Annotated in this window: 25 protein-coding genes, 1 pseudogene, 1 riboswitch and 3 other annotated features; of the genes and pseudogenes, 9 read left to right on the top strand and 17 right to left on the bottom strand. The window is 47.5% G+C overall.

All coding sequences use genetic code 11. The features are described from left to right. Window positions 1–195: 195 nt before the first annotated feature. The gene (locus C7R92_RS28680) at window positions 196–1,740 is read right to left on the bottom strand and encodes a 2-isopropylmalate synthase (protein ID WP_106836516.1); all 1,545 of its coding nucleotides are present in this window, start codon (window positions 1,738–1,740) and stop codon (window positions 196–198) included. A 61-nt stretch (window positions 1,741–1,801) separates the two neighbouring features. Continuing rightward, window positions 1,802–2,036 (bottom strand) — a binding site (T-box leader). Window positions 2,037–2,077: 41 nt separating this feature from the next. Then, window positions 2,078–2,346, bottom strand: a binding site (T-box leader). An 81-nt stretch (window positions 2,347–2,427) separates the two neighbouring features. Further along, window positions 2,428–3,795 (bottom strand): MFS transporter, encoded by a 1,368-nt coding sequence (locus tag C7R92_RS28675; RefSeq protein WP_106836515.1) that lies wholly within the window; start codon window positions 3,793–3,795, stop codon window positions 2,428–2,430. A gap of 149 nt (window positions 3,796–3,944) precedes the next feature. On the opposite strand from C7R92_RS28675, the gene C7R92_RS28670 reads away from it, so the two are divergent. Next, on the top strand, window positions 3,945–4,826 hold the full coding sequence (locus tag C7R92_RS28670) for a LysR family transcriptional regulator (RefSeq protein WP_106836514.1): 882 nt from the start codon (window positions 3,945–3,947) through the stop codon (window positions 4,824–4,826). A gap of 49 nt (window positions 4,827–4,875) precedes the next feature. On the opposite strand, the gene C7R92_RS28665 is transcribed toward C7R92_RS28670, so the two are convergent. Further along, window positions 4,876–5,055, bottom strand: a complete 180-nt coding sequence (locus C7R92_RS28665) for a hypothetical protein (protein ID WP_017250129.1) — start codon at window positions 5,053–5,055, stop codon at window positions 4,876–4,878. A 21-nt stretch (window positions 5,056–5,076) separates the two neighbouring features. Beyond that, the gene (locus C7R92_RS28660) at window positions 5,077–5,307 is read right to left on the bottom strand and encodes a YneF family protein (protein WP_007721554.1); all 231 of its coding nucleotides are present in this window, start codon (window positions 5,305–5,307) and stop codon (window positions 5,077–5,079) included. Window positions 5,308–5,468: 161 nt separating this feature from the next. On the opposite strand from C7R92_RS28660, the gene C7R92_RS28655 reads away from it, so the two are divergent. After that, window positions 5,469–6,251 (top strand): N-acetylmuramoyl-L-alanine amidase family protein, encoded by a 783-nt coding sequence (locus C7R92_RS28655; protein ID WP_069846689.1) that lies wholly within the window; start codon window positions 5,469–5,471, stop codon window positions 6,249–6,251. A gap of 9 nt (window positions 6,252–6,260) precedes the next feature. On the opposite strand, the gene prpE is transcribed toward C7R92_RS28655, so the two are convergent. From prpE to C7R92_RS28620, 7 genes are all read right to left on the bottom strand, one after another. Next, window positions 6,261–7,085 carry a bis(5'-nucleosyl)-tetraphosphatase PrpE gene (gene prpE / locus C7R92_RS28650; RefSeq protein ID WP_017250127.1) on the bottom strand — a complete coding sequence of 275 codons (825 nt, stop codon included), beginning with the start codon at window positions 7,083–7,085 and terminating at the stop codon, window positions 6,261–6,263. Window positions 7,086–7,259: 174 nt separating this feature from the next. Continuing rightward, window positions 7,260–7,889 (bottom strand): response regulator, encoded by a 630-nt coding sequence (locus C7R92_RS28645; protein WP_007721557.1) that lies wholly within the window; start codon window positions 7,887–7,889, stop codon window positions 7,260–7,262. Window positions 7,890–7,896: 7 nt separating this feature from the next. Then, a complete protein-coding gene (locus C7R92_RS28640; RefSeq protein WP_106836513.1) occupies window positions 7,897–9,045 on the bottom strand; it encodes a HAMP domain-containing sensor histidine kinase in 1,149 nt (382 codons plus the stop codon). 13 nt (window positions 9,046–9,058) lie between these two features. Further along, window positions 9,059–9,949 (bottom strand): cell wall-active antibiotics response protein LiaF, encoded by an 891-nt coding sequence (gene liaF / locus C7R92_RS28635; protein WP_069846691.1) that lies wholly within the window; start codon window positions 9,947–9,949, stop codon window positions 9,059–9,061. Window positions 9,950–9,963: 14 nt separating this feature from the next. After that, complete coding sequence (locus C7R92_RS28630) at window positions 9,964–10,542, bottom strand: class I SAM-dependent methyltransferase (RefSeq protein WP_069846693.1); 579 nt, start codon at window positions 10,540–10,542, stop codon at window positions 9,964–9,966. A 94-nt stretch (window positions 10,543–10,636) separates the two neighbouring features. Beyond that, a complete protein-coding gene (locus tag C7R92_RS28625; RefSeq protein WP_017250122.1) occupies window positions 10,637–11,332 on the bottom strand; it encodes a PspA/IM30 family protein in 696 nt (231 codons plus the stop codon). 63 nt (window positions 11,333–11,395) lie between these two features. Then, window positions 11,396–11,800, bottom strand: a complete 405-nt coding sequence (locus tag C7R92_RS28620) for a LiaF transmembrane domain-containing protein (RefSeq protein WP_017250121.1) — start codon at window positions 11,798–11,800, stop codon at window positions 11,396–11,398. 319 nt (window positions 11,801–12,119) lie between these two features. Further along, window positions 12,120–12,259, top strand: a riboswitch (cyclic di-AMP (ydaO/yuaA leader). 4 nt (window positions 12,260–12,263) lie between these two features. On the opposite strand from C7R92_RS28620, the gene C7R92_RS28615 reads away from it, so the two are divergent. From C7R92_RS28615 to C7R92_RS28605, 3 genes are all read left to right on the top strand, one after another. Further along, a complete protein-coding gene (locus tag C7R92_RS28615; RefSeq protein ID WP_106836512.1) occupies window positions 12,264–12,785 on the top strand; it encodes a C40 family peptidase in 522 nt (173 codons plus the stop codon). Between the two features lie 215 nt (window positions 12,786–13,000). Continuing rightward, window positions 13,001–13,720 carry a response regulator transcription factor gene (locus C7R92_RS28610; protein WP_007721564.1) on the top strand — a complete coding sequence of 240 codons (720 nt, stop codon included), beginning with the start codon at window positions 13,001–13,003 and terminating at the stop codon, window positions 13,718–13,720. Continuing rightward, window positions 13,721–15,106 (top strand): sensor histidine kinase, encoded by a 1,386-nt coding sequence (locus C7R92_RS28605; protein ID WP_069846697.1) that lies wholly within the window; start codon window positions 13,721–13,723, stop codon window positions 15,104–15,106. A gap of 190 nt (window positions 15,107–15,296) precedes the next feature. Here the strand turns inward: C7R92_RS28605 and C7R92_RS28600 are convergent, their stop codons facing one another. The 3 genes from C7R92_RS28600 to C7R92_RS28590 form a co-directional block, all read right to left on the bottom strand. Next, complete coding sequence (locus tag C7R92_RS28600; RefSeq protein ID WP_017250116.1) at window positions 15,297–16,637, bottom strand: cytochrome P450; 1,341 nt, start codon at window positions 16,635–16,637, stop codon at window positions 15,297–15,299. A 110-nt stretch (window positions 16,638–16,747) separates the two neighbouring features. Continuing rightward, window positions 16,748–17,311 (bottom strand): biotin transporter BioY, encoded by a 564-nt coding sequence (locus C7R92_RS28595; protein WP_106836511.1) that lies wholly within the window; start codon window positions 17,309–17,311, stop codon window positions 16,748–16,750. A gap of 94 nt (window positions 17,312–17,405) precedes the next feature. Next, a complete protein-coding gene (locus tag C7R92_RS28590) occupies window positions 17,406–17,978 on the bottom strand; it encodes a hypothetical protein (protein ID WP_106836510.1) in 573 nt (190 codons plus the stop codon). A gap of 96 nt (window positions 17,979–18,074) precedes the next feature. On the opposite strand from C7R92_RS28590, the gene C7R92_RS28585 reads away from it, so the two are divergent. Continuing rightward, window positions 18,075–18,440, top strand: coding sequence for a hypothetical protein (locus C7R92_RS28585; RefSeq protein ID WP_244195858.1), 366 nt, complete (start codon window positions 18,075–18,077; stop codon window positions 18,438–18,440). Between the two features lie 117 nt (window positions 18,441–18,557). On the opposite strand, the gene yhfH is transcribed toward C7R92_RS28585, so the two are convergent. The 3 genes from yhfH to C7R92_RS28570 form a co-directional block, all read right to left on the bottom strand. Then, window positions 18,558–18,719 (bottom strand): protein YhfH, encoded by a 162-nt coding sequence (yhfH, locus tag C7R92_RS28580; RefSeq protein WP_017250112.1) that lies wholly within the window; start codon window positions 18,717–18,719, stop codon window positions 18,558–18,560. 181 nt (window positions 18,720–18,900) lie between these two features. Next, a complete protein-coding gene (gene ilvA, locus C7R92_RS28575; RefSeq protein ID WP_106836508.1) occupies window positions 18,901–20,148 on the bottom strand; it encodes a threonine ammonia-lyase IlvA in 1,248 nt (415 codons plus the stop codon). A 99-nt stretch (window positions 20,149–20,247) separates the two neighbouring features. After that, window positions 20,248–20,507: a binding site (T-box leader), on the bottom strand. 152 nt (window positions 20,508–20,659) lie between these two features. Next, the gene (locus C7R92_RS28570) at window positions 20,660–21,001 is read right to left on the bottom strand and encodes a hypothetical protein (RefSeq protein WP_069846705.1); all 342 of its coding nucleotides are present in this window, start codon (window positions 20,999–21,001) and stop codon (window positions 20,660–20,662) included. A 345-nt stretch (window positions 21,002–21,346) separates the two neighbouring features. Between C7R92_RS28570 and rlmD the strand changes: the two genes are divergently transcribed. From rlmD to C7R92_RS28555, 3 genes and pseudogenes are all read left to right on the top strand, one after another. Continuing rightward, the gene (gene rlmD, locus C7R92_RS28565) at window positions 21,347–22,732 is read left to right on the top strand and encodes a 23S rRNA (uracil(1939)-C(5))-methyltransferase RlmD (RefSeq protein ID WP_106836507.1); all 1,386 of its coding nucleotides are present in this window, start codon (window positions 21,347–21,349) and stop codon (window positions 22,730–22,732) included. 168 nt (window positions 22,733–22,900) lie between these two features. Then, window positions 22,901–23,133 (top strand): annotated as a pseudogene (locus C7R92_RS33300) (hypothetical protein); the annotation flags it as partial. A gap of 94 nt (window positions 23,134–23,227) precedes the next feature. Next, the gene (locus C7R92_RS28555) at window positions 23,228–23,797 is read left to right on the top strand and encodes an SF0329 family protein (RefSeq protein ID WP_106836506.1); all 570 of its coding nucleotides are present in this window, start codon (window positions 23,228–23,230) and stop codon (window positions 23,795–23,797) included. The last annotated feature ends 83 nt before the right edge of the window (window positions 23,798–23,880 follow it).

Raw genomic sequence — 23,880 nt, 5'->3', positions numbered from 1 at the left:
CGCAACCGTGCCCATGCGACGTAGCGGCTACCACTTTTGCGTTTCCCCGCGAATCCCTTCGGAGCGAGCAGTCTTAACCCCCAGCAGGACGGAGCCTTGAGCCTAGACTGGAAATATTCTTCTCCCCACTACAGCCATAAGCACGTGATGAGTCAGCCTGTAACCATCTACAGGCTGACTTTTTATGTTTAGCTCTTAGTTAGCCCCGGCTGCAACAACTTTGGCCTGATGATCACGCACCGCCTGATTGCTCGCCGCCATAAACGCCTGCGCGACCGCCATCAGTACATCTCGATGCTCGGCAACTCCTTTAAAATGACTTCCATTAGCGCTGACCGTCACGATCGCTTCGCCTGTCGCATGTTCTCCCGACGACAATGAATACAGCTCCATGTCCGTAAACTCTACGTCGAACGGTAGTGCCTGCTTGATGCCTGCCACCAATGCCTCGACAGGTCCTTCTCCGGTGCCCGAGTATGCTTGTTCTTCTCCTGTCACATTGTTCGTAATGGTGCAGGAAGCCATACGACTTCCGGATGTGCCAGTGAGCACTTGCGCATTGACCAGTGTGAACGGCTCCAGTACCGCGTTCACGGTATGTCCTACCAGCTCAAGCAACTGATGATCCTGGACCACTTTTTGCTTGTCAGCCAGCTCTTTAAATTGGACGTACAGTGTCTCCATCTGTTCGTCGGTCATCTGTATCCCGAATTCTTTTACACGGTGCTTGATGGCATGACGACCGGAGTGCTTTCCGAGAATGATCATGTTACGAGGTACGCCCAAGCTCTCCGGGTCCATGATTTCGTATGTGCTGCGCTCTTTCAAGAGACCGTCCTGATGAATTCCCGCTTCGTGCTGAAAGGCATTGCGACCGACAATTGGTTTGTTGAAAGCAATCGGGAAGCTCATGGCACGGCTCACCTTTTGTGAAGTGGTGTAAATGTGCTCTGGTCTGATGCCAGTCTCAGCATCCAATGCTTCTTTGCGCGTCTCAATTGCCATCACCAGCTCTTCCAAGGAGCAGTTCCCTGCTCGCTCACCGACCCCGTTGACCGTTACTTCGACTTGGGTGACCCCAGCACGAATTGCAGCCAAACTGTTTGCAACCGCGAGTCCCAGGTCATTGTGGCAGTGTGCACTGAACTCTACCTTGTCGCTGCCACGGACATTTTTCATGACACGAGTGAACATGGCTCCGTACTCTTCCGGTAGCGCATATCCGACCGTATCCGGGATGTTGATAATGGTTGCTCCTTCTTCGATCGCTGCCTCGATCATTTCAAACAGGAACTCATCTCCAGTACGGGTCGCATCCATTGGTGAAAATTCGATCCGGTCTACAAACTGTTTGCCGTACGCAATCATCTCGCGGGCGATTTTAATCACCTGCTCTCTCGACTTGCGCAGTTGGAAATCCAGATGAATGCTGGAGGATGACAGGAACATGTGGAGTCTGCGTCGCTCTGCCGCTTGTGTAGCCCGAACGGCAGCGTCGATGTCCTCTTTCACCGCACGAGCAAAGCCACAGATCTCCACGCCGTGCACCTCTTGCGAAATACGTTGCACCGCCATGAAGTCACCAGGACTGGAGATCGGGAAGCCCGGTTCAATGACATCCACTCCGAGGTCTGCCAAATGCTTCGCTATCACGATTTTTTGCTCAGGAGAAAGAGACGCTCCTGGTGCTTGCTCTCCGTCACGCAGTGTCGTATCGAAAATATGAATTCGTTTTGTCATGGGTATTGCCTCCTCAATTTTTCGTTATTTTCTCAATAAAAAAAGCCCGCCGTCTCCATATACAAGAGACGACAGGCTTTTGGCTGCCGCGGTACCACTCTCGTTGATCCCCTCTTTTTTCAAAAGAGAATCCACCTCGCTGTCCCGATGACGTGGGACGATCCGTCAAGGTCTACTGTATGTTTTCAACCTTGCCGCTCCCGGGTGAGATTCGAGCATTTCCTGACTGCGTCGCACCTACCCGCAGCTCTCTGGACAAGAAATTCGCTTTACTAGCTCCCGTTCTTCGCGTTTGCTCTATGTCGTTGTGAAAATCAAAAAGGCCTGCCGTCTCTATCGAAGAGACGACAGACCTTGTCTATCGCGGTACCACTCTCGTTGACCCCAGCTACTCGCCAGAAGTCCACCTCATGTACTGATCCTAGTCGATCAGCACAACCCGATCACGGAGGTTAACCGTCAGAACTTACTGCTCGATGCAGCGCTACATCTTGTTCAGTCCTGCCGCTCCCGGGCGAGCTTCACTGGCTTCTCTGACTGCGTTGCACCATCCCGCAGCTCTCTAAACAGATCAGACCACTTACTGTTCCCGTTCTTCGCGTTATTGTTATTATTGTTTGAAATTTTATTCGGTTTATTTCTGGTTGTCAATGGAGACTGGCAATAAAAATAATTTTATTAACCCAATCAATGGAGTTCTCTCACCGAGCTGCGGCCAAACTGTCTGTAATAAAGGCAAGCGAGCCCCAGTATCATGAGCACTAAAACGGAGTAAATATTGCTATAGACGGACGCTCCTGGATAGCTATTGAGCAGATTCCAGCTCACAGCAGCTCCTCCATCAATCGATTTGCCGTACAAGGTAGCTGCAAGTGCACCTGCAATAAAGTTCAGCATTGCCAACAGTCCCATACCGACGCCGATCTGTTCCTTTGGTAGAGTCTGCGAGATTGCGTTTGACATCGAAATCATCATAAACGATAGTCCGACATTGCCAAAAATCAGAAAAACAGCAATGAGAAACGGAGATACTCCCGCAAAGGAAGAGAAGAGGACAAAGCTGCTCAAAAGTAACCCAGACGCTGTGTAAAATAAATACGAATTCCCTTTCTTATCTGCAAGAATCCCGGCCTTTTTCCCCAAGAACGCGGTCACAATTGCTCCCGGTACCATGACAAAGCCGATGAGTCCTGTTGCCAGGTGATTCACATTGGCCAACAACTGTGGACTAAGGAAAGCGAACGAATAACCACTCCCTATCATCAAAAAGGCAATGACCAGCCCGAGCGAATAGCGTTTGCTCCGGAATAAGCCAGGGCGAACAAAAGGTTCTGCGGTCGTCCGAATTCTTACCAAGAACAGAACGAATGAGAAGATGCACCCCAGTGCGAGCAGCAAGCTCTGATTCGTAATAGCCAACAGAAGCAACGCAATCGTGATTGCGAGAAGCCCACCGCCGATCCAATCCATTTTGACGGCTTCCTGCTCCTCCTCCTCCAAATACTTACGGAAAAAAGGCACGGCAAAAAGCGTGAACAACGGCATGCAGAACAGCCATCTCCAATCGAGCAGACTGACCAGCAAAGAGGAAAGAACGGGACCTAATGCGCTACCGATTGCCATCCCGGTCATTGAGATCCCTAGAGCTCGCCCCCTACTCTCCGGGGGAAAATAGCGCACCGGAATAATGGAAGACGTCGCCGGAACAACCGCAGCTCCTGCTGCCTGCACAATTCTCCCAAAAAGCACCATGCCATAATTATGAGCGAAAAATCCGATAAGGGAGCCGATAGCAAACAGAATTAATCCGAATGTAAGCAAATGTTTGAGCTTGTAGGAATCGGCTAGCTTTCCGTACATCACGGTTCCAACCGCATAGATTAACAAAAAGGCAGACGTCACCCAGCTTACTTGGCTAAAAGATAAATGAAATTCTGTCCTGATTTGCGGTAACACGATATTGAACATCGTAGCACTCATTACCGTAATCATGAGGGTAAACACGAGTACGCGAAGTACTTTTTCAGCAGATTGTTGTTGCGGTTCGGTTTGCATATTGGAAAGACACCTCTCGTTATCACCGATTTCTTCCCGGGAAGGTGATTGTTTGCCTTGCTAGATGTAGTTTATAATGATTTTAAAATAAACGAAAATATATCTTTTGATATGCAGTTGATATACCTGAGTATATGGAGTTGAATCGAATGGAATTGTTGCAATTGCACTATTTCCGGACAGTGGCCAAGTGGCAGCATATGACGAAAGCCGCCCAAGAGCTGCGAATTGCTCAGCCTGCTCTCAGCAAAACCATTGCTCGGTTGGAAGAGGATGTCGGGGTTCCGTTATTCGACCGCGAGCGAGGACGTATTCGGCTGAATACATTTGGGAAGGCGTATCTGGAGCGTGTAGATAAAGCACTTAACTTGTTGGAGGAAGGTCAAAAAGTCGTATCGGATCTGGCCGGAATGGAACATGGTCGTATTCATCTGGCAACGTCAACCTTGGATTTGTTATCAGAACCGTTGGGTAAGTTTCTCGCCCTCCATCCCGATGTACACTTCCAGATCACGCAAGCCAGCATCGAAGAAATGGCAACCCTCCTGGAGTCAGGCGAAGTGGATATTTGCTTCACGCATTTGCCGATCAGGGTGCCGGATATTTTGACTACGCCCGTATTGAAAGAAGATATTCATGTAGCTGTCCCCCGCACACATCACTTAGCCAAGCAAAGCAGCATTCGACTAAGCGAGCTGGCTGAAGAGTCATTTATTGGCTACAGGGAGGACTTTCCCATCCAAATGCTGTACGATCAGTTCTTTCAAAAAGCAGGGATTACCCCCAAATTCGCTTGTCGGGTAGATGATCCCGGCTCTATACAAAAGCTGGTCCGCGCAGGTCTTGGCATCGCCCTCTATGGCTGTATCAGTCGAGAGGAAGACCCTCACCTTGTCATGGTTCCGATCGAACACCCGATCTGCCAGCGACATTTTCAAATGATTCGTCACGAAAAAAGATATCTCTCCCTGGCAGCACGCAAATTCTGTGATTTTATCGTCCAGTATTTTGCTGATTCTCTTGAAAAATAAGGCCCTTTCCAAAAGAAAAAAGCCTGGCATCATTCGCCAGGCTCTTCCCCTACTCTTGTTTTCTTTTTTTCATACGTAAAATAATGCCGTCAATGAGCAGTCCAATCCCCGCTCCGTAAAAAGGGGCCGCAAACCGAGTTCCTTCAGCAAGCGGCAGGTCTTTCAAATACACGATAAACACCCCGATTATAAAACCGATCATCGTGTAGCGCAGCCGGGTCGCCCCCATCAAACGACACTCCCTTTCACGCTACTTCCCGAATTTATTTGGCATTTTCATGTTTTTCATCGTACGGCTCATTTGTTTAAGCTGCTTTTGGTTGAGATTCATCCCCATTGAACGGGCCATGGCTTGAAGCTGCTTGTCGTCCATTTGCATATTGGACATTTGTTTTTTCAAAAAATAAGTCCCTCCATAAAATCCACCAGCGAGACCGATTAACAATGTAACAATTGGAATTACCCAGTTGTACCAAGCCATCAATACATTACCATCCTCTATACGTAATTATGAACTCTTTTATTGTACCATAGTTGAGCTATCTTCTGTAAATTGTGATTAGAAAACTTGGAAAATGAGAACACTGCCCTCAACAATATCTTTGTCTCAAGCATATTCTAATAGCAAGAGGTGAAGCAACTATGGCTCCAATTGTGATTCTGGACGCTGGACACGGTGGCAGCGATCCAGGTGGAGGAAACAACACGCAGTTTACCGAGAAAGATATGAATTTGCAAATATCGCTCTATCAATATAATCGCTTTTTGGCTCTAAATATTCCTGTCGCTATCACACGAACAACCGATGTGACTCTGACAAGCGAGGCTCGGACTGCTCTGGTTCGAAACAGCGGGGCTCGCTACTGTATAGCGAACCACATTAACTCAGGTGGCGGTCGAGGCTCTGAGGTCATTTACTCGATTTACGGCTCCCCAACCTTTCCCCAATTGATCCAGGATGCCCTAGCAGCGGAAGGCATGCCAAATCGACGCATTTTTACGCGGACACTGCCAGATAATCCGCGGCTCGATTACTACTTCATGCACCGGGAGACTGGCAGCGTAGAGACGGTTATCGTCGAGTACGGCTTTGCTGACAATGCTTTGGACGCCAATAAACTGCAACAGGATTGGCGAGATCTCGCAGAAGGGGTAGTCCGAGCATTTTGCACGTACGCCAAACTTCCCTACCAGCCCCCTACGACTCCTACTTCTACTCCAAAACCTACTGCAGCACCGACCCTTGCTCCCACCACTTCTCCTGGAAACGGGACAGTCCCTGACTGGAAGCAGGAAGCCGTCAACTGGCTGTATGATCAAGGCTTATTAACCGACGAACAATGGCGTAAGCAGCCTGACCAGCCTCTGCCGCTCTGGGCACAGGCTGTCATCCTAAAACGTTTATTCGAAAAGCTCAAAACGTAACGTCACCGTTTAATCGTCTGTCTTAAAACGGGTCAGCGGCGTATCCGTTAAGCCCGAATAATTTCTCTTTGCTGGCACACTCACCAATTCGTCCTCTGGGTAGCGGTAGGCGGTTAACATTCCGCCGAACACACATCCTTGGTCGATGTTGATGGTGCCATTTTTTCGTTTTGGTTCTGGATGCGGATCATGTCCCCATACGATGATGGGCGAGGTCACTTTTCTCTCTTTTGCCCATTCTCTGCGGATCGGGCGTCCATCCGGTCCCGTTCCTGCCACATCGCCATATCGGCAAAACGTATAGACCGCAGGTGAATCCATCCCTATGTAATCATCACGAATCCCCGCATGAACGGCGACCGCTACTATTTTTTCATTCCGTTTGATGATCATGTGCGAAGGAGAAGAAAATAACAATCTGCGACTCTGCTCTCGTAGCAAGGAGGCCTTCTTCGGCCCGTATTCTTGCTGATACAGCCGAATCTCCTCTTCTACCTTTTCATCTCCGTGTGCCAATGTCACTGGTCTGCCATCCAACCAGCGGGCTACTTTCCACCCATGATTACTATCCACCATCTCAGCTAGGCCTGCCGTGACATGATGGTGAAAAAATTGCAGCATTTTGATTGAGTAAGGTCCACGACTCGTGATATCACCGAGGGAAAGGAGCTTTCGGCCGTGGGGATGGCGATAGGTCCCGTCTGGGGTTTGTTCATATCCCAAGCGTTTGAGCAATTCTATAAATTCGTCGTAACAGCCGTGAACATCTCCAACGATATCCACACCATCGTCAGCCGAAAGCACCTTGGAGCGTGTTTGAGGTTTGTGCCTCATAACCCGTCCCTCCTTTCCGTAATCTCTCATTCGTTACTTACTATCTTTACCACATCTACGAAAAAAACTCACGGTTTGTATACAAGAAAACTGTTTAAACAAGTAGACGCGCGAAAGAGCCCCTGTTTACCGAGGAGCTTTTTGGCGCGTTTACTTATACATGATGCTATGTGATTAGCCTAAGCTATGCGTATGCACGTAAATGGCCGCTTGCGTGCGATCCTCCACATTCAGCTTGGCAAGAATGTTGCTCACATGAGTCTTGACCGTTTTGATCCCGATAATCAGCTCATCTGCAATCTCCTGGTTGGACTTGCCCTGACCGATCAGCTTCAAAACTTCCAACTCACGCGGCGTCAGTTGCTCATGGGGATGGGACTCTTGACCGTGACGGAAACGGGCCATGATTTTTCCTGCTACCCTCGATTCCAAAACTGGCTCACCCGCCGCAGCAGAGCGGATTGCCTTTGCAATCTCGGCTGCACGTGAAGTCTTCAGCAAGTAGCTGAATGCCCCCGCTTCAATGACCGGATATACCTTTTCGTCATCAATAAAGCTGGTCAAGACGATAACCTTACTGGATGGACAGCTTTCACGAATACGCCGAGTCGCTTCCACACCGCCGATGCCTTCCATAACTAAATCCATCAAAACGACATCCGGGCGCAGTTCTTGCGTCATCCGCACCCCTTCTTCTCCACTGCCTGCCTCTGCTACGACTTCAATATCGTCCTCTGTAGACAAATAAGCCGCCAGACCCATCCGAACCATTTCGTGATCATCTACCAGTAGTACCCGAATCACCGAGCCTTCACCCTTCCCGTTCCGTCTGTGACATTAGAGGAATACGGACCTCAATTTGCGTCCCCTTCCCAATTGCCGAGTAAATCTCCATGGAGCCTCCGACCTCTGCTACGCGCTCTTGCATGCTTCGCAAACCGTAGGACGTCATTTTCTCCCCATCCGGATCAAAACCAACACCGTCATCCGTTACTCGCAGGCGAACCTGCTCTTGCAGCGTAAACAGCTTCACTGTAATCTGGGTAGCTCTGGCATGCCGCAATGTATTGGACAAGGACTCCTGCAAAATGCGGAACAAATGATCCTCAATTCCACTCGGCAAGCCTTCGACGTCTTCGATCTCCCAAGACAGCTGCATGGTATTTTTACGCGTCAGCTCATCTAAAAGTTCCAGAATGGCTTCCTTCAATGACTTGTTTTGTAACGTAGCCGGGCGAAGATGCAAGAGCAATGCCCTCATCTCAGCTTGTGCTGCTGCTGCCATCTCTTCGACCAATTCAATCTGTTGTGCTGCACGTTGCGGATTTTTTTCTACAAGCCGTTTCATCGCCGCAGTCGTCATGGCGATGGCGAACAGCTGCTGACTGACTGCATCATGCAGTTCTCTCGCCAATCTCTGTCGCTCCTCTGTTACCGCTGCATGCTTCAATTGCTCTGCGAGAGCCGCATTGTGGTTCGACAGCCGCTGCAAAGATGCCACTTGCTCTTCCCATTGCGAAGCCAAGCGATTGATCTGCCATCCTAATTCGCCGACTTCATCGACGCCCAATTCTGGAACCCGATACGACAGCATCCCGCGCCCAAGCTTCATGGCAGCTTCCCACAGTACACTGAGTCTCTTTTTCAACAAATTGCCCATGATATAGGAAATGATCAATGCCACTAAGACACCTGCAGGCAAAGAGACAACAAAAGCAGCAAGCTGAATCAAGCCCTCTGGATCGGCAGGCAGATTGATTCCTATATATTCTTGAAGCCACCACATGAAGTTGCGGTCGCTGATCATTTCGTTGTACCACCGATGAATCCCGGGGTGATCTCTCCATAAAAAGTATAGCCAAAAGAAACAAATAAACGCGGCAGTAATTGCACTGACGGCCAGTAACATGCCATAGCGCACGTATTGCCACTGAATACTTGCCAATCGCTGTCGACGCATCCGCCAGTACCTCCTAGATGTACTTGACTTTTATATCGCCGACAAGCAGCGAGATATGCAAGTTTACTTTTTGCAATGCTTCATCATACTGATCTGAACGAATCTTAACACTGCGATTGATACCTCCCTGACGGTGGCTTAACACCTCCAGGTCACCAATACTCAACCCTGCTGTTACCGATACAGGAAGATCCACAGGGACATAAATCGTCACATCGCCTATCCAGCCCTCTACGACAAGAACTGCCTCATCCCGCATCAACACAGCCCGGGAAAGATCAATCACAACATCCCCGATCCCATGCCAGACATGCAAGTGATTCAGTTCAAAACGCCCCGAGGTCAGGTGATAATCTCCAATCAGAGAACTGCGGGAATCTTTTGGCAACGTGTCGTCAGGTGATGAAGACATTCTTTCGTGATGGGGAATTTTTCCACCAACATGCTTCCATTTGTTCCAGCTGTCTAGCCAAGGGCGCTCCTCTGTTGAAACCTTTACGTCACTCGGAATACTCGCATCACTTGTCAAAATCGTCTCCGCAGCAGATGGGGTCCCCGTATCACCCAATGGTTGATTCACACGGTGATCTCGTCTGCTGTTCTTGCCCCGAATCAACTGAAACCCGAAATAAATAAACACGATTGGCACTGCAATCTGGAACAAATCATCAACCCCGACACCAAACCACATATCCATCGCGATGATGGTCCCCAGGGAGAATAGAATCCCTCCGCCAATCCGATTTTTCTGCCCCCACAAACGAAGGCCGAAATAAATAAGCACCATCGGCCACAAATCAAACAGACCGAACGAAATGATACCCAAACTGTCTAATAAAAGGCCGATTCCCGTAAAAATAATCAGGATACCAGCCAACATTTTGTGCAAACGGGACAGTTTCACAAAAGTCTCCTCTCTCACGCCCCATGCTGATCGTTTTCACTTTGACCATTACGACATGTATAGATGAATGCAGGCGGAATGTTCAACAGGGTAAAGTCGATCTTGACCCAGGGAAAACGACCCTGCAACTCAGCTTGGAGTTGTAGCGAATATTGGAATGTAATAAACAGGCCCCCTGGCTTCAGTACAGATTGAACTTCGTCCAGAATTGCTGCCCGCAGCTCTTGTGGAAAATTGGCGAATGGCAGACCTGAGATAATAACATCTGCACCTGCAAGGTTCTGCTCCTCCAAGTAAGACCTAAGTTTAGTCGCTTCCTCCCTGATAGGAAGATCGGGAAAACGTGATTGAAGCATAGAGCGAAAATGGGAATCTCGTTCCACAAGCACGTAATGTGTGCCGGGACGCAAGCGCTGATAGATCGTTTGGGTAAATGCCCCTGTACCAGGTCCCAGCTCCAGGATCACATCGGTTGAAGCCCAATCGACGTTTTTCAACATTTGCTCACATAAAAAACGAGAGCTGGGGATTATACTACCGACGCGTCCAGGCTCAGCGATAAACCGCCGCAAAAAGACCAAGAAGTCCTGCAAGAATTGTACCTCCTAGGGGAAAAGCAGCCTGATGTACACAGGCTGCCGAATTGACACAATCTATTCTACACCTAGTCCCCCAGTTCCTGTCGAATTAGGATTGTACTGGTTTGGCTACCGGTGTTTTTACTTCATTAATGGATGCTTTGATGCTGGCAAGTTCTGCATCGAGATCATCCTTTTCCAGTTCAGACAAAGCGTTCTCCCAAGCGCGGTTCGTTTGGCTCCATTGTCCACTCATTTGCGCTTCTGCTTCCATGCGCATCACTTTTTCTTCCATGCGGGCGAAGCCACGGCCTGCGGACTGATTGCCGATACCGACAACTGCTTGATTGACTTGCTTTTGTGTACGAGCTACTTGTGCACGTGCCATCAGTGTGAACCTTTTCGCACGCATTTTATAGAACTCTTCCTTCAGCTCAGCCAGCTTTTCACGCATTTGCGAAGCTGCCTCGGATGCTGACAGGTAAAGACCTTCGTATTCCGCTGCACGGCCTTCGTACTGCTTCTTGTCAGCGAGTGCTCGACGAGCCAACTCGTCTTCTCCCTCAGTCAAGGCGAGCTTGACTTGACGATCGCGTTTTTCAATCAGAGCATTGGCTTCATCCAATTGCTGGCGGAATTTCTTTTCCAATGCAACCTGACGGGCAACCGCTACTTCAACTTGTCCGATTTCTACTTCCATGTCACGCATATATTGATTCAGCATTACTACCGGATCTTCCATCGAATCCAATGCATCATTCACCGAAGCTACTGTCAGGTCACGCAAACGTTTAAAGATACTCATTATTTTTTCCTCCTCATCATATCACATCATATTGTTCATCCAAAAGACTCTTGCGACGTAGCGTTATTGTTGTCTTCGTGTTACATGTTTCTCCCAAGTGTCTAGCGTATCTTCCTTTAATACTTTTTGGGCCCATTCACGCTCCCAAGTAGGTGGAGCTTGCTTTGGTTCTTGACTGGGACGCAGTAAGCGATATCCCAGATAAATTACCCCAATGGCCAGAAGCGCGTGAAACAGTAGGTCAAGCTTGCCAATCAGCATCAGGAACCCGAATAGAAAGACGAGGATTCCCCAAAAGCGTGAACCGGTTTGTCCCATAATCTTTTTGGCACCGTATATCATGATCACACCGGGAATGATGAACCCGAGCAAGTCTCCGATATCGATACCCACCAGATCTAGAAGAACCAACCCACCGACTAGCAGCAGAACCAGCCCGAGTAGAACTTTGCCAGACCGTTCGCTCATTACTCGCTTACCTCCATTCGTTTTGCATGTGGTGCTTGTGGAACGTTATGCCCTTATTGTAGCCCTCGGTATAGGCTTCCCATAACGGGCGTGCGGTTGGTTTTTCCCTCCGCCCTTGGACGGAGACAATTTCCTGCCCTAATCGGACGAGCTGTCGCGCAAGGCAGAACAAGCCTGCGTCGAAAGGCGGCTTGCTCTGTCGAACGAAAACGTTACAGCATTTGACGGTAATTTTGTGACGAATATGTGAACTAACGGATGAAAAAGAAGGAAAAAAAGGACTGGCGTAGAATCTTCGTAAGAGTGCGTGTAAAAAAACATCGAAAAATAGCCGAATTCCGCTTGGCGGAAACGGGGGAACCACGTTTTTGGGGTGAATGGTTGCTACTCCTAGCAGCCTAGGGCGTCCTTTCGACCGAACCCTTCAGCTAACCTCGTAGGCTCACGAAGGGAGCAGTTTCTTTTGCGCAAGGTGGTTTTATCTTTATTTATGGCTGGAATGCTTGCTATGGGGGCAGGCGCTGCACAGGCTGCTGAGGAGAATTCTCTGGGTGAAGTAGTCAGCAACTTGTACGGTACCCCTTACAAATCTTCCGGCTCGTCCAAAAAGGGCTTTGACTGCTCCGGTTTCACGCGCTACGTATTTGATGCGTTAGGTGTAGACCTGCCTCACAATTCTGCTTCCCAGTACGAATTAGGTACAGAGGTAGCCAGAAAAGATTTGCAGCCAGGCGATCTCGTGTTCTTTAATACGAACGGTCGCAGCATTTCTCACGTGGGTATCTACATTGGAGACGGCACATTCGTGCACTCGGAATCTGGTCGTGGAGTCGTCAACACCAAGTTGAACGATCCATACTACTGGAGCAAGCGTTATGTAGGCGCTAAGCGTCTCAGTGCTCCTGTTCTAGCGAAAGCAGAAACTCCGAAAAAGGAAAAAGCGGTGCAAGCTGCATCGTTGCCGGAAAAACCAGCTCAAAAATAGTCGTTCGGCAAAATAATAAAAAGCCAGGGACACAATGTCTCTGGCTTTTTCTGACGAAATTTAGTACCTGGTCTAAAGAGGTACCCTTACATATTAGAACAACTTAATAACTTACGGGGTTTCTTTCCCTGATGAGGTCAAAGCATGTTATGATAGACAAGACCCATTCTTTGAATGGTATTCCTTATTAATAGAAGTAACTGGGGGTTGTTCCGGTGAAAGATCACATTTTAATTGTCGATGACAATCTGGAGATTATTGAACTGCTAGAAGACATTTTGGAGAACGAAGGCTTCACCGTTTCCTCCGCAGAGAGCGGAGAAGATGCTCTCTCCCTGCTCAGCCAAGGAGAGCGACCTAACCTGATCCTTTTGGATATTATGATGCCCAACATGAGTGGCTACGAGCTCTGCTCTCAGATTCGCCGTGAGTGGGATTTGCCTATACTGTTTCTCAGTGCAAAAGGAAAAGCGGTAGATAAGGTAGTCGGCTTCGAAATCGGCGCAGACGATTACATCACGAAGCCTTTTGATACAGAAGAACTGCTCGCTCGCATTCGAGCCCACCTGCGTCGCTATGAGCGCATTCGCAAGCATACGGAAGAGCAGCCTGAGAAGGAAACAGCCTCTTCTCCGATTACCGTTTTGAAATTCAAGGACCTAGAAATTCATAAAGAAACGTATTCCGTTTATGTATGTAATCAAAAGATTGAGCTCTCTACAAAAGAATTTCAACTGCTCACATTCCTCGCAGAAAATGCGGGCATCGTCTTTACAAGAGAGCAAATCTATGACCGTGTCTGGGGATATGGTTATGGCTCGCTCAATACAGTGACCGTCCATATCAAAAACCTCCGGGAAAAGCTGGAAACAGAGCGTCAGTTTATTAAAACACAATGGGGGACAGGCTACGTATTTATCGGGGAGAAGCTTTAAATGAGCTTACGTAATAAAATTTTTCTCTCCTTCATTGCCTTGATCACACTCAACATCTTGTTGTTTAAATTTGTTTTTCAAGACATTATTGTCGCTCAACTCAAAAATGATCGGCATAATCAGTATCAGGCTGAGAAGGAAGCCGCAGAGAAGGTCATGCTCAATCAACTGCTTCTCGTCAGTAATTTCAAGGACCCAATCGAACGTTTGGAGCTTGAAAAGCAGTTGCCAGACGACGTGATGTACCGCATGCTCGTGAAGGATGCCAATGGAAACACCATCTACAGCAAAACATCACGCGCCTATAATTTGAAAATGCCTTCTCCCTCCTCATCAAACCGTGGCGATTCTTCCAAGCAAAATGACCTCAAAGTGGTAGCTGAGTACCACTTTCAGCAGGAGCCACCGCGTACAGGGGAGATCGTTGTTTATTTCTACACAGATGATTATGACATGATGGCTACGACAGGGGTTTCCATGATGCTTTGGTTTATTTACGGAAGCATTAGTCTGGTGGGATTAGTTCTGCTCGCTTTGTTCGTTCGCTGGATACTACGGCCCGTGAACGAATTATCGCGCGTCACCCAAGAAATCCAGGAAGGGAAACGGTTAGTGACATTTACGTATCGCTCACATGATGAATTTGGGCAACTCTTTCGATATTTCGGGGATATGGTTGATGAGCTTCGCTTAGCGGAAGAAAGACAGGCCGAAATGATTGCTTCGATCGCCCACGACTTCCGCACACCTCTCACCACGATCAAAGGGTATGCGTCATATATCGGCTCCGGTCGTGTGACGGATATGACCAAAATACAGAAACAGATGAGCAAAATCGAGCTAAAAACGACGGACTTGGAAAAGCTGCTGGATGAGTTGCAGGACTTCACCGCCCAAAGCTCCGAAGTCCGACTCAACATTAATCGTATTCATGTCAAAAGCTTCTTGAGAGGAATCATTGAGGACTATTTGCCGAGGATTAAAGAGACAGGCCTCACCTTTCATTGGAAGCTGCGTATCTCCAATGAACTACACATCGAAGCGGATGAGACCAAGCTACGACGTGTCATGGAAAACTTGTTGAACAACGCCATTCACTACAACAAACCAGATGGCTCCATTTACCTTACTTGTGATCAGCGAGAAGGGCATGTCCTTTTTACTGTGATCGACAAAGGAGAAGGAATCGCCTCTGAAGACTTACCGAAGATTTTCACCAAGTTTTATCGGGCGGAAAAATCACGAAATCGCAACAGTGGCGGTACGGGCTTAGGCTTGACGATTTGCAAAAGCATCGTCCGGCTTCACGGCGGAGATTTGATGGTAAACAGTGAACTGGGAATGGGAAGCAGTTTCTCCTTCACCATCCCCTTCTTCCACGGGTAGCTTTCACAAGCTACCCTTACTTTATATAGATTTATTCTCAGTTAATTATTTCTTTATATTTTACTAGTAAAATAATTTTTGTAAGCATGTTGCTTTCAGTGATAAATAACCCCCAGTTCGGTATCTGACACAATCGGCGAAACCGTAGTGACAAGATGCCTCTTTTTTTGCCCTCTATTTCCATTTTTTTCTATCTCTTCTCCAAACGCATCGGCAATCCGTTCTTTGGACGCAAGGTGACCAACGGCTCGGGTTCCACTTCCTGATTCGGTTCAGCCAGTCGTAGTCGATATCGCTGCGCGATGGTTGCCAATAGCAAAGCTGCCTCCATCAAAGCAAAGTTGTTCCCGATACAAACACGCGGCCCACCGCCAAACGGGAAATAAGCATAAGCTGGATTTCTTTTTAAAAGGTCGCTGTCAAAACGCTCTGGAATGAATTGTTCAGGCTGCTCATAATAGCGTGGGTTACGGTGCATGACATATTGGCTCATCATCAGTGTTTCACCTGGCTTGTACGTTTGACCGCCGATCTCCACCTCTTCTACCACTTCCCGGTTGATCGTCCAGGCTGCTGGATAGAGCCTCAGTGTTTCCTGTACAATGAGATTCGTATACTTCAGCTGGGGTAGGTCCTCTACTGTCGGCAGCTTTTCACACAGTACGGTTGACAGCTCGTCATGCAGTTTTTTCTCCACCTCGGGATAGGTAGCCAGCAAATAAAAAATCCACGACATCGTATTCGCAGTCGTCTCATGACCAGCTACAAAAATGGTCATGACCTCGTCGCGCACCTGCTCATCTGTCATTCCTTCCCCATCATCTTCATCACGCGCAGCCAAAAGCATCCCCAACAAGTCCTTGTGCTCTTCTCCTTCGCTATTACGACGAGCTTCGATCAAGGAGTAGATCGTTTTGTCCAGCAGCTCACTCGACTCCAGGAACTCCCGATTGCTTTTAGTAGGTACGGACAAAGGAATGTCGATAAAAGAGGAACCTTTATTGGCCACGTATTTCAAACCGACATCGATGGCATGCCCAATCTGATCCGCACCTTCCTTGACGGTTTTGCCAAACATAGTCTCCGTAATGATAGCAAGGGTTACTTTCATCATGTCCGAGTGAATATCGCGCAGCTCCCCGGTTTTCCAATCCGACATAAGATCAACTGCTTGCCGGACCATCACCTCTCCGTAGCTGGCGATACGTTCTCGATGAAAAGCTGGCTGCATAAGCCGTCGTTGTCGTAGATGCTTTTTTCCTTCACTGGTGAGAATTCCATCCCCTACGACAGGTCGTGCGGACTGCAATGCTTTTCCTTTTCGAAAATGCGCCTGCTTGCTGACCAAAACCTCTTTGATATGATCCGGATTCGTTAACAGGTAAACATGGCGGGAAGGACCAAAGCGAAAATGGACGACTTCTCCATGCTCTTCTACAGCGTCGCGGATGAACTGAAGCGGCGATCGGCGAAATGCCATCAAGTTCCCTGAGATCGGAAGGCCTTTTGGGCCAGTGATCGTGATATTCATGTGTCTCCTCCTTTTTACATGCAAAATCCTACCGATAGTATCCGGCACGATAAGGAGATTATGCGAAAAAAAGCCACCCGAACTTCGGATGGCTTACGAAATCATTTTGTTTATCGTGTAACAGGTTGATCTGTACGCAACAGACGAGAAGCAATCAGTCGCTCGCGTACCTTGATGCCAATCAGAGAAGCCAGAACTGCTTTGACAACGCCTACAATGAGGAAAGGTGTTGCACCAAATGCGACAGCTTTATCCCATGGAATGTCCATGACGTATTTGAGTTGTACTGTACCAAAAGCGAGTGTGACAAACATGCCAAGGATATTGGCGATAATGGCGTTTTTCAGGTTGAATCTTGTTTTCTCCAGGTAGAGTCCGGTCACATAAGCGGTTGCAATAAACCCAAATATGTACCCGCCGGATTTGCCGACTAATATTTGCAATCCACCTTTTGCCTCGCTGAATACAGGCAATCCGACTGCACCGAGCAAAACGTAAATAACCAAAGCCAGTGTCCCGTATCGTCTTCCCAAAATGGTCGCCGTCAGCCCTACTGCTAACGTCTGCGCGGTAATCGGAATCAACGGCAAGGGAATAGTCACCTGCGACAATACCGCTGTCATTGCAGCAAAGATGGCAGAGAGCAACAGCCATCTCAAGCGTTCGTTTCTCATGCGTACTAGCCTCCGTTTTGTTAACTAAAAATATTATAAGGTTAACAAAATAATAATACGCATCTGCCCTTTTGTAAATCCCCGTTCTGTCCGCTTACCTTTTTGCTTGTTGATCCATGTATAGCTGCAGCTTTTGAAGGGACTGAACCGTATAATCGATTAATTCGTTCAGGTCATCGATATTACCTTCATCAATTTTCCGATGAAAGTCCAGCGTCACCTGGTTGGTTATTTGCTTCGGTGGCCAATCGATTCGATGCTCCTCTAGCTTAGCCGATACTTTCTGTGTAATATACGGACGCTGCCCCCAGATGTCATTGAGAATCGATGTGATTTCTCTCGCTTCTGCGGGCACATCTCTGTAATTTTCCATCTGCAAGTAAAAATGGATGCAAATCGTACATCCGATATGATCTGTCAACGGCTGTTCTAGCTGCTCGGCTGCAATATCAGCTAACTGAGTACGAAGCTGCATCTCAGCACGGACAGCTGCGGTATGATCAGGTTGATCAGCCAGCTTGAACTGGATCTGAAACTGTCGATGGAATGTAGCCATATCCATGACATCCGAACGGTTCGTAATCGTAATTGCCCCTTCGAAGTCCCGGTCGTATACCGCACCTTCCAACACAACTCTGATATTGTCAAAAACAAGCGGATGAAACATCTCGCGCCCTCCTTATCCCAAGCAATCGGGCCCTTTCTATTTACAGTATATAGCATGCCTGCTTTCTACTTGTTTTGCAAGCAGACCGACTTCCCCATGGCGGCGTCTCCAGGAGAGTGGTACCATGAGAATGATCCAACCTTTGAGGTGACAGCCATGTTTTTAATCGGAATTCTAATCGTTGTTGCAATCCTTGGTGAAATTATTCATCGTTTGAATCCATGGAAAAAGCCGGAACCAGCCTATGAGGATCTCGTCGCCCAAATCAAACAGACAGACTGGTACCAGGAGTTGTCTCGTGATCAGGCGTGTCGTTACGTTTTGGACAACGATCCGCATGTCCAAGCCTACTATCCGAGTACGTATGAAGCCAAACGACTCCTTACACAGGAAGGCTTTCAATTGGGGCTGATTGATTACGTCAAGCAGGAAGCTGCAAAACAGGCCGAGAAACCGCGCTGACATGCGAAAAAGCCGTTGTTATGGAACAGCGGCTTTTTCTTTGAATCAAAAAAAAGGTATACCTGCCATGGCTCATGCCCTGTGGTACACCTGTTTTATCCAGTATTCATGATCGACTTAGCGTTTTTGATGATAGTACTTGTAAGCGTCAAAGGATGCTTGCTCTTGGCATGGTGTGCATTCAGTTGCATACGATTCTGCTTGTTCGTGGATCATCTGACCGCAAGCAGCACAGCATTTTGCTTCGAGATTGCGAAAGAAAGTAGTGATCGGCGTCATGATTAAAACCCCCCGTGTGTTATTATCTGTATTGTATTACAACAGCATCTGTTTTATAAAAGTTTGTTATAATACATTACGCCGATTTATCTTTCTCTCTCGCTCATTCTCTCTTCATTGCTCCTTTTTTCGCTGTATTCATACATTTTTGCAAATTCCGCATCTGTTGTAAAACAAGGACCTAAATCAGCAGATTGAACAAATACGGATCATGTGTAATCTCTACATAGCGGATACCGTGCTGCTTCATCCGGCTGATTAATGGCTGATAGTCATCTTTACATTTCATTTCAATCCCAACCAGCGCAGGACCATTTTCTTTGTTGTTCTTTTTCGTATACTCAAAGCGTGTGATATCATCGTGCGGCCCCAGTACTTTTTCCATAAACTCTCGCAAGGCTCCGGCACGCTGTGGGAAATTGATCACAAAATAATGCTTCAAGCCCTCATGCAGCAGGGAGCGTTCCTTGATCTCTTGCATCCGGTCAATGTCGTTGTTTCCACCGCTGATGACACACACTACGTTTTTCCCAGCGATTTGATCCCGGTAGTAATCGAGAGCCGCAATCGACAGGGCACCTGCAGGTTCTACGACGATGGCATTGCTGTTATACAGCTCCAAAATGGTTGTGCACACCTTGCCTTCTGGCACCAGCACGATGTCATCCAGCAGCTCCTGACAAATACTCATCGTTAGCTGCCCCACTTGCTTGACAGCTGCACCATCGACAAACTTGTCAATTTCATCTAAGGTGACAACGTCGCGTTGTTCCAAAGCGGCTTGCATCGAAGCTGCTCCGGCTGGTTCCACACCAATGATCTGTGTGTTTGGGCTGATGCCTTTTACGTACGTTCCCACACCCGCTGCCAATCCACCTCCACCGATACTCATAAAGACGAAATCAGCTGGTTCTTCCATGTCATTCATAATCTCGAGTCCGACTGTTCCTTGTCCGGCTACCACCAATGGATCGTCAAACGGGTGGACAAAGGTCCGATCTTCCTGAATGCAATACTTCATCGCCTCTGCGAATGAATCATCGAAGGTGTCACCGATCAATACAACTTCTACATAGGAGCCACCAAACAGCTTGACCTGCGATATTTTTTGACGTGGGGTGGTCGCTGGCATAAAGATCGTGCCTTTGATTTGCAAATGGTTACACGAGTAGGCTACACCCTGCGCATGATTGCCCGCACTTGCACAAACGACACCACGCTCTCGCTCCATTGTCGAAAGATTCCGCATAAAATGATAAGCACCGCGAATTTTGAAGGAACGAACCACCTGCAAATCTTCTCTTTTCAAATACACGTTGCAGCCGTAGCGCTCAGACAGAACTTTGTTTTTTTGCAAGGGAGTCTTCTCCACCACGTCTTTCAATGCATGATTGGCTACTACGATGTCTTCCACTCTGACTGTATGCATATATATGTTCCTCCTAAGTACCTTCTCTTTTGTAGTAGGGACCAGACCAAATCAAAAAGCCCCCGCCCCAAACCAGCAACGCACAATTTGCGCACGGCTGGCTGAGGCGAGGGCATCGCGGTACCACTCAGCATCTCTGTCTTCCTCACGAAAAACAGACTTAGGAAGTTCACTATGAAACTCCCGTCCGATAACGAGGACGAATTCGTTGTCCTATACTCACTGGCTAAACAAGCTGTTTTTCCAGGACAATGCTCCAAGGTGATTTTCAAAACAGGCTGGCGGCCATTCTTTCAGCACGGGGAACGGCTCTCTGCACGCTGCTTACTGTTTCTACTCTTCCTTTTCAACGCTCATACATACGAACTATTCGAATTAGTTAAACATTCTACGCCGAAACCCACAAGTTGTCAATCTTCTTGTTATTTGGCAGGAAAGCCATGACAAAAAAACGGGTTCCCTTTCGAGCTATTACACTCAAAACGGTACCCGTTTTTCTATTCGCTACATCCTATACTGCTTCGTAAATCGCTTCGTAACGCTTGCCGATTTCTTCATCCGTCAAACCAGCTTCACGCAGACGGCCGATCAGTGCATTTGCCCAAATCTCAGTGCGTTGCGCCATTTTTGCGTATTTTTTCGCTTCCTTGATTTTGCGCTTGGAACGTTCTTCACCGTTCGACTTGAGGTTGTCGAGGATGAACAGCATGAGCATGGTATCTTCCTCGTTCAACGTCTCCCAGCTATCGTTTAGAAACGCGGTTACCTTTTTGTAGTAGCCATCAAACTCGTCAAAAGAAATCTCAGTATCCATGTTGAGATATTCTTTCATTTTTTCAAATAGATCTTGCATCTAGCGTCACAACTCCCTCATTATTCTCCGCACTATTTAATACGAGTTCAAAAAGTCGTCTTTTCAGCACCGAGAAAGTGGCGAGAACCTGAAGAAGGAGGAGCGGAGTGTAGGGGAACCTACATGAGCACCGGACTTCGAAGGTGAACGCCTCTTTCGATGTCGCATTAGCCCTCAGAACTACTTCGTGATCAAAAGACGACTTTTTGAACAACCTCTATTATAACAAAAACAAAGCTGGACAGGAAGTTGCCATTATCTGTGAGACCTTCTCGCATACATGCAACGTCTCTCGTAATGCTCTATAATAGGGAAATACTGAATTGCTTGAGGAGAACGGAACAGATGACAATGCAAAAAAAAGAACAAGACGCCAGCATCCGTGTCGGCCAGCAAATGACGCTCACGATCAAGAGCTTGGGCATTAATGGCGAAGGGATCGGCTATTTTAAAAGAAAAATCGTTTTTGTAGAGGGTGCTCTCCCTGGTGAGGTCGTCCATGCAGAGGTGACCGAGGCAAGAGAAAAATACGCGACCGCGCGTCTTTTACGCGTCGTTGAAAAATCAGCATCTCGCACGAAGCCCCCCTGTCCAGTCTATGCGGAGTGTGGAGGATGCAGCTTGCAGCACATGGATTATGCCGCACAGCTGGCGAGCAAGCAGGAAATCGTCATCGAGTCACTGCGCAAATACGCTCGACTGAATCAGCCACCAGTCTCCCCTACGATTGGTATGGATAATCCGTGGTCGTATCGAAATAAAGCACAGTTTCAGGTGGGCAAGGAAAATGGCAAGCTCATCGCTGGACTGTATCAAACAGGTAGCCACAAGCTCGTCAATTTGGAAGGCTGTCAGGTGCAGCATGAAGCGACAACGAAAATCGTCCAAACCGCGAAACAAATCATCGAAGAGCTCGGGATTCCGATCTACGACGAGAAAAAACGGACGGGCGTCATCCGCACGATCGTCGCTCGTGTCGCTTTTGCTACGGGTGAAACGCAATTAACGCTTGTAACGGCTACCCCAGAAATACCACGAGTGAAGGAGCTGCTTTTGGAGCTCCGTACGAGACTGCCTGAGCTGGTAGGAATCGCGCAAAACGTAAACACGCAAAAAACATCGCTTGTTTTCGGTGACAAGACATTATCCTTATGGGGCAGGGCTTCCATTGCTGAAAAGCTGGGTGAGCTATCCTTCGACTTGTCTGCTCGTGCCTTCTTCCAATTGAATCCCGAGCAGACGCAAAAGCTGTACAATCAGGTGAAAACGGCTGCTGGACTGACCGGAAAAGAGCTCGTGCTCGATTTGTATTGTGGTACAGGGACGATTGGCTTGTGGCTCGCTCCTTATGCCCGTGAGGTTCGCGGGATCGAGCTGATTCCTGAGGCTGTCGAGGATGCCAATCGCAATGCAGAGCGTAACCAAGCGGCGAATGCCAGCTTTCACGTGGGTCGTGCCGAGGTCTTGATGCCGAAATGGGCCAAGCAAGGGACTCGACCGGATGTTGTCGTAGTTGACCCACCGCGAACTGGCCTGGATGATGCGCTGATTCGTTCCCTGTTGGATGTGCAGCCGAAGAAGATCGTGTATGTGTCTTGTAATCCTTCTACGCTGGCGAAGGATGTTGGGAAGCTGATGCAGCGGTATGAGTTGAAGAGCGTGCAGCCGGTGGATATGTTCCCGCATACGGCGCATGTGGAGAGTGTGGCTCTTCTTGTGAAGACAGTGTAGTTAAAGAAAAAACCATTCGTGGACATAAATAATTGAGATTTATTGTAGCAGAGGCCTCCCTCTGCTTTTTTTATGAGACTATAATCATATTATGGATGAAACTACCTTGATTTCGTATATAGACCAATAGCACGACGAATCTCAGTTTTATGAGTATGGGAGGACATTATGATAAAAATAGATAGAGATGGTGAAGCTTACTGGAGTTTAACCGTAGATTTAGGTGTTTTAGGGCAACGGATGATATGTCCCAAGACGAGAGGCTAGAAAAAGCAACAATATATTATGGTAATAGATTTAAGGAGTTAGAAGAGCATGCGGATTTTATAAGTGAGCAATTTAGAATGTGGATTATAACGCACTTATGTGATATAGAATATCCACTTTGGGAAAATGGTGATCATTAGGAGTAGCTATCAACATTAATGTTTAACAGAGCCATAGGCCTAACTGCCGCAAATACTCGTAGAAGGCCTTGAGAACTTAGGAGGATACATGTCCTGGAGCAAAGTGAAGAAACAACTGGAGAGCTTTCTCTGTCCTGCGTTAGATGGAAGGGTCGAATACCGTGCAACCGGTTACCGTTATTTACCTGATAAATCCGGAATTTGTTATATTGCCGTAGATAAAAAGAACGTACTTAATATGAGTGATATAACTAGCTCAATCAGATGGTATCAGACAGAGCAGGAAATTAAGAATGATTCAGATATCCAAATTCCTATCAACAATGAAGAAATTGAAGCGGTCAGAAAAGATACCAAGGGGATCGTTCCGGAGGATCGTCTAATAGTAATTGCAAGAAGTAGAAAAATATCAGAATATGCAAAGGAGCTTTTGTCAGCACAGGCATCATTAAGTAAATCAAATTTTATGGTTGTGGCTAATAGATTTTTATCTATTTCTATAGAGGAAAGCATAGAGAGCAATGATATCTTATTGAATATTCTAGCCTTGGTGGACAGAAGAGTTGGAAAAAAGAGGATTTTAAATATGGCCGAGAAGATGACGTTCAAGCATCCAATTGTGCAGTATTTTTATGAATTACGGCTTAGTACATTATGAAAATAAATATCGTGTAAATGAGTATCTGAATAAAATAGGAAAGCACCCAAGCGTGTATGCTTTGGGTCTGTCAAAAGTTTTGT

This window comes from Brevibacillus porteri (assembly GCF_003013475.1).
Classification (GTDB): domain Bacteria; phylum Bacillota; class Bacilli; order Brevibacillales; family Brevibacillaceae; genus Brevibacillus; species Brevibacillus porteri.
This window is presented reverse-complemented; position numbering and strand designations above follow the sequence as displayed.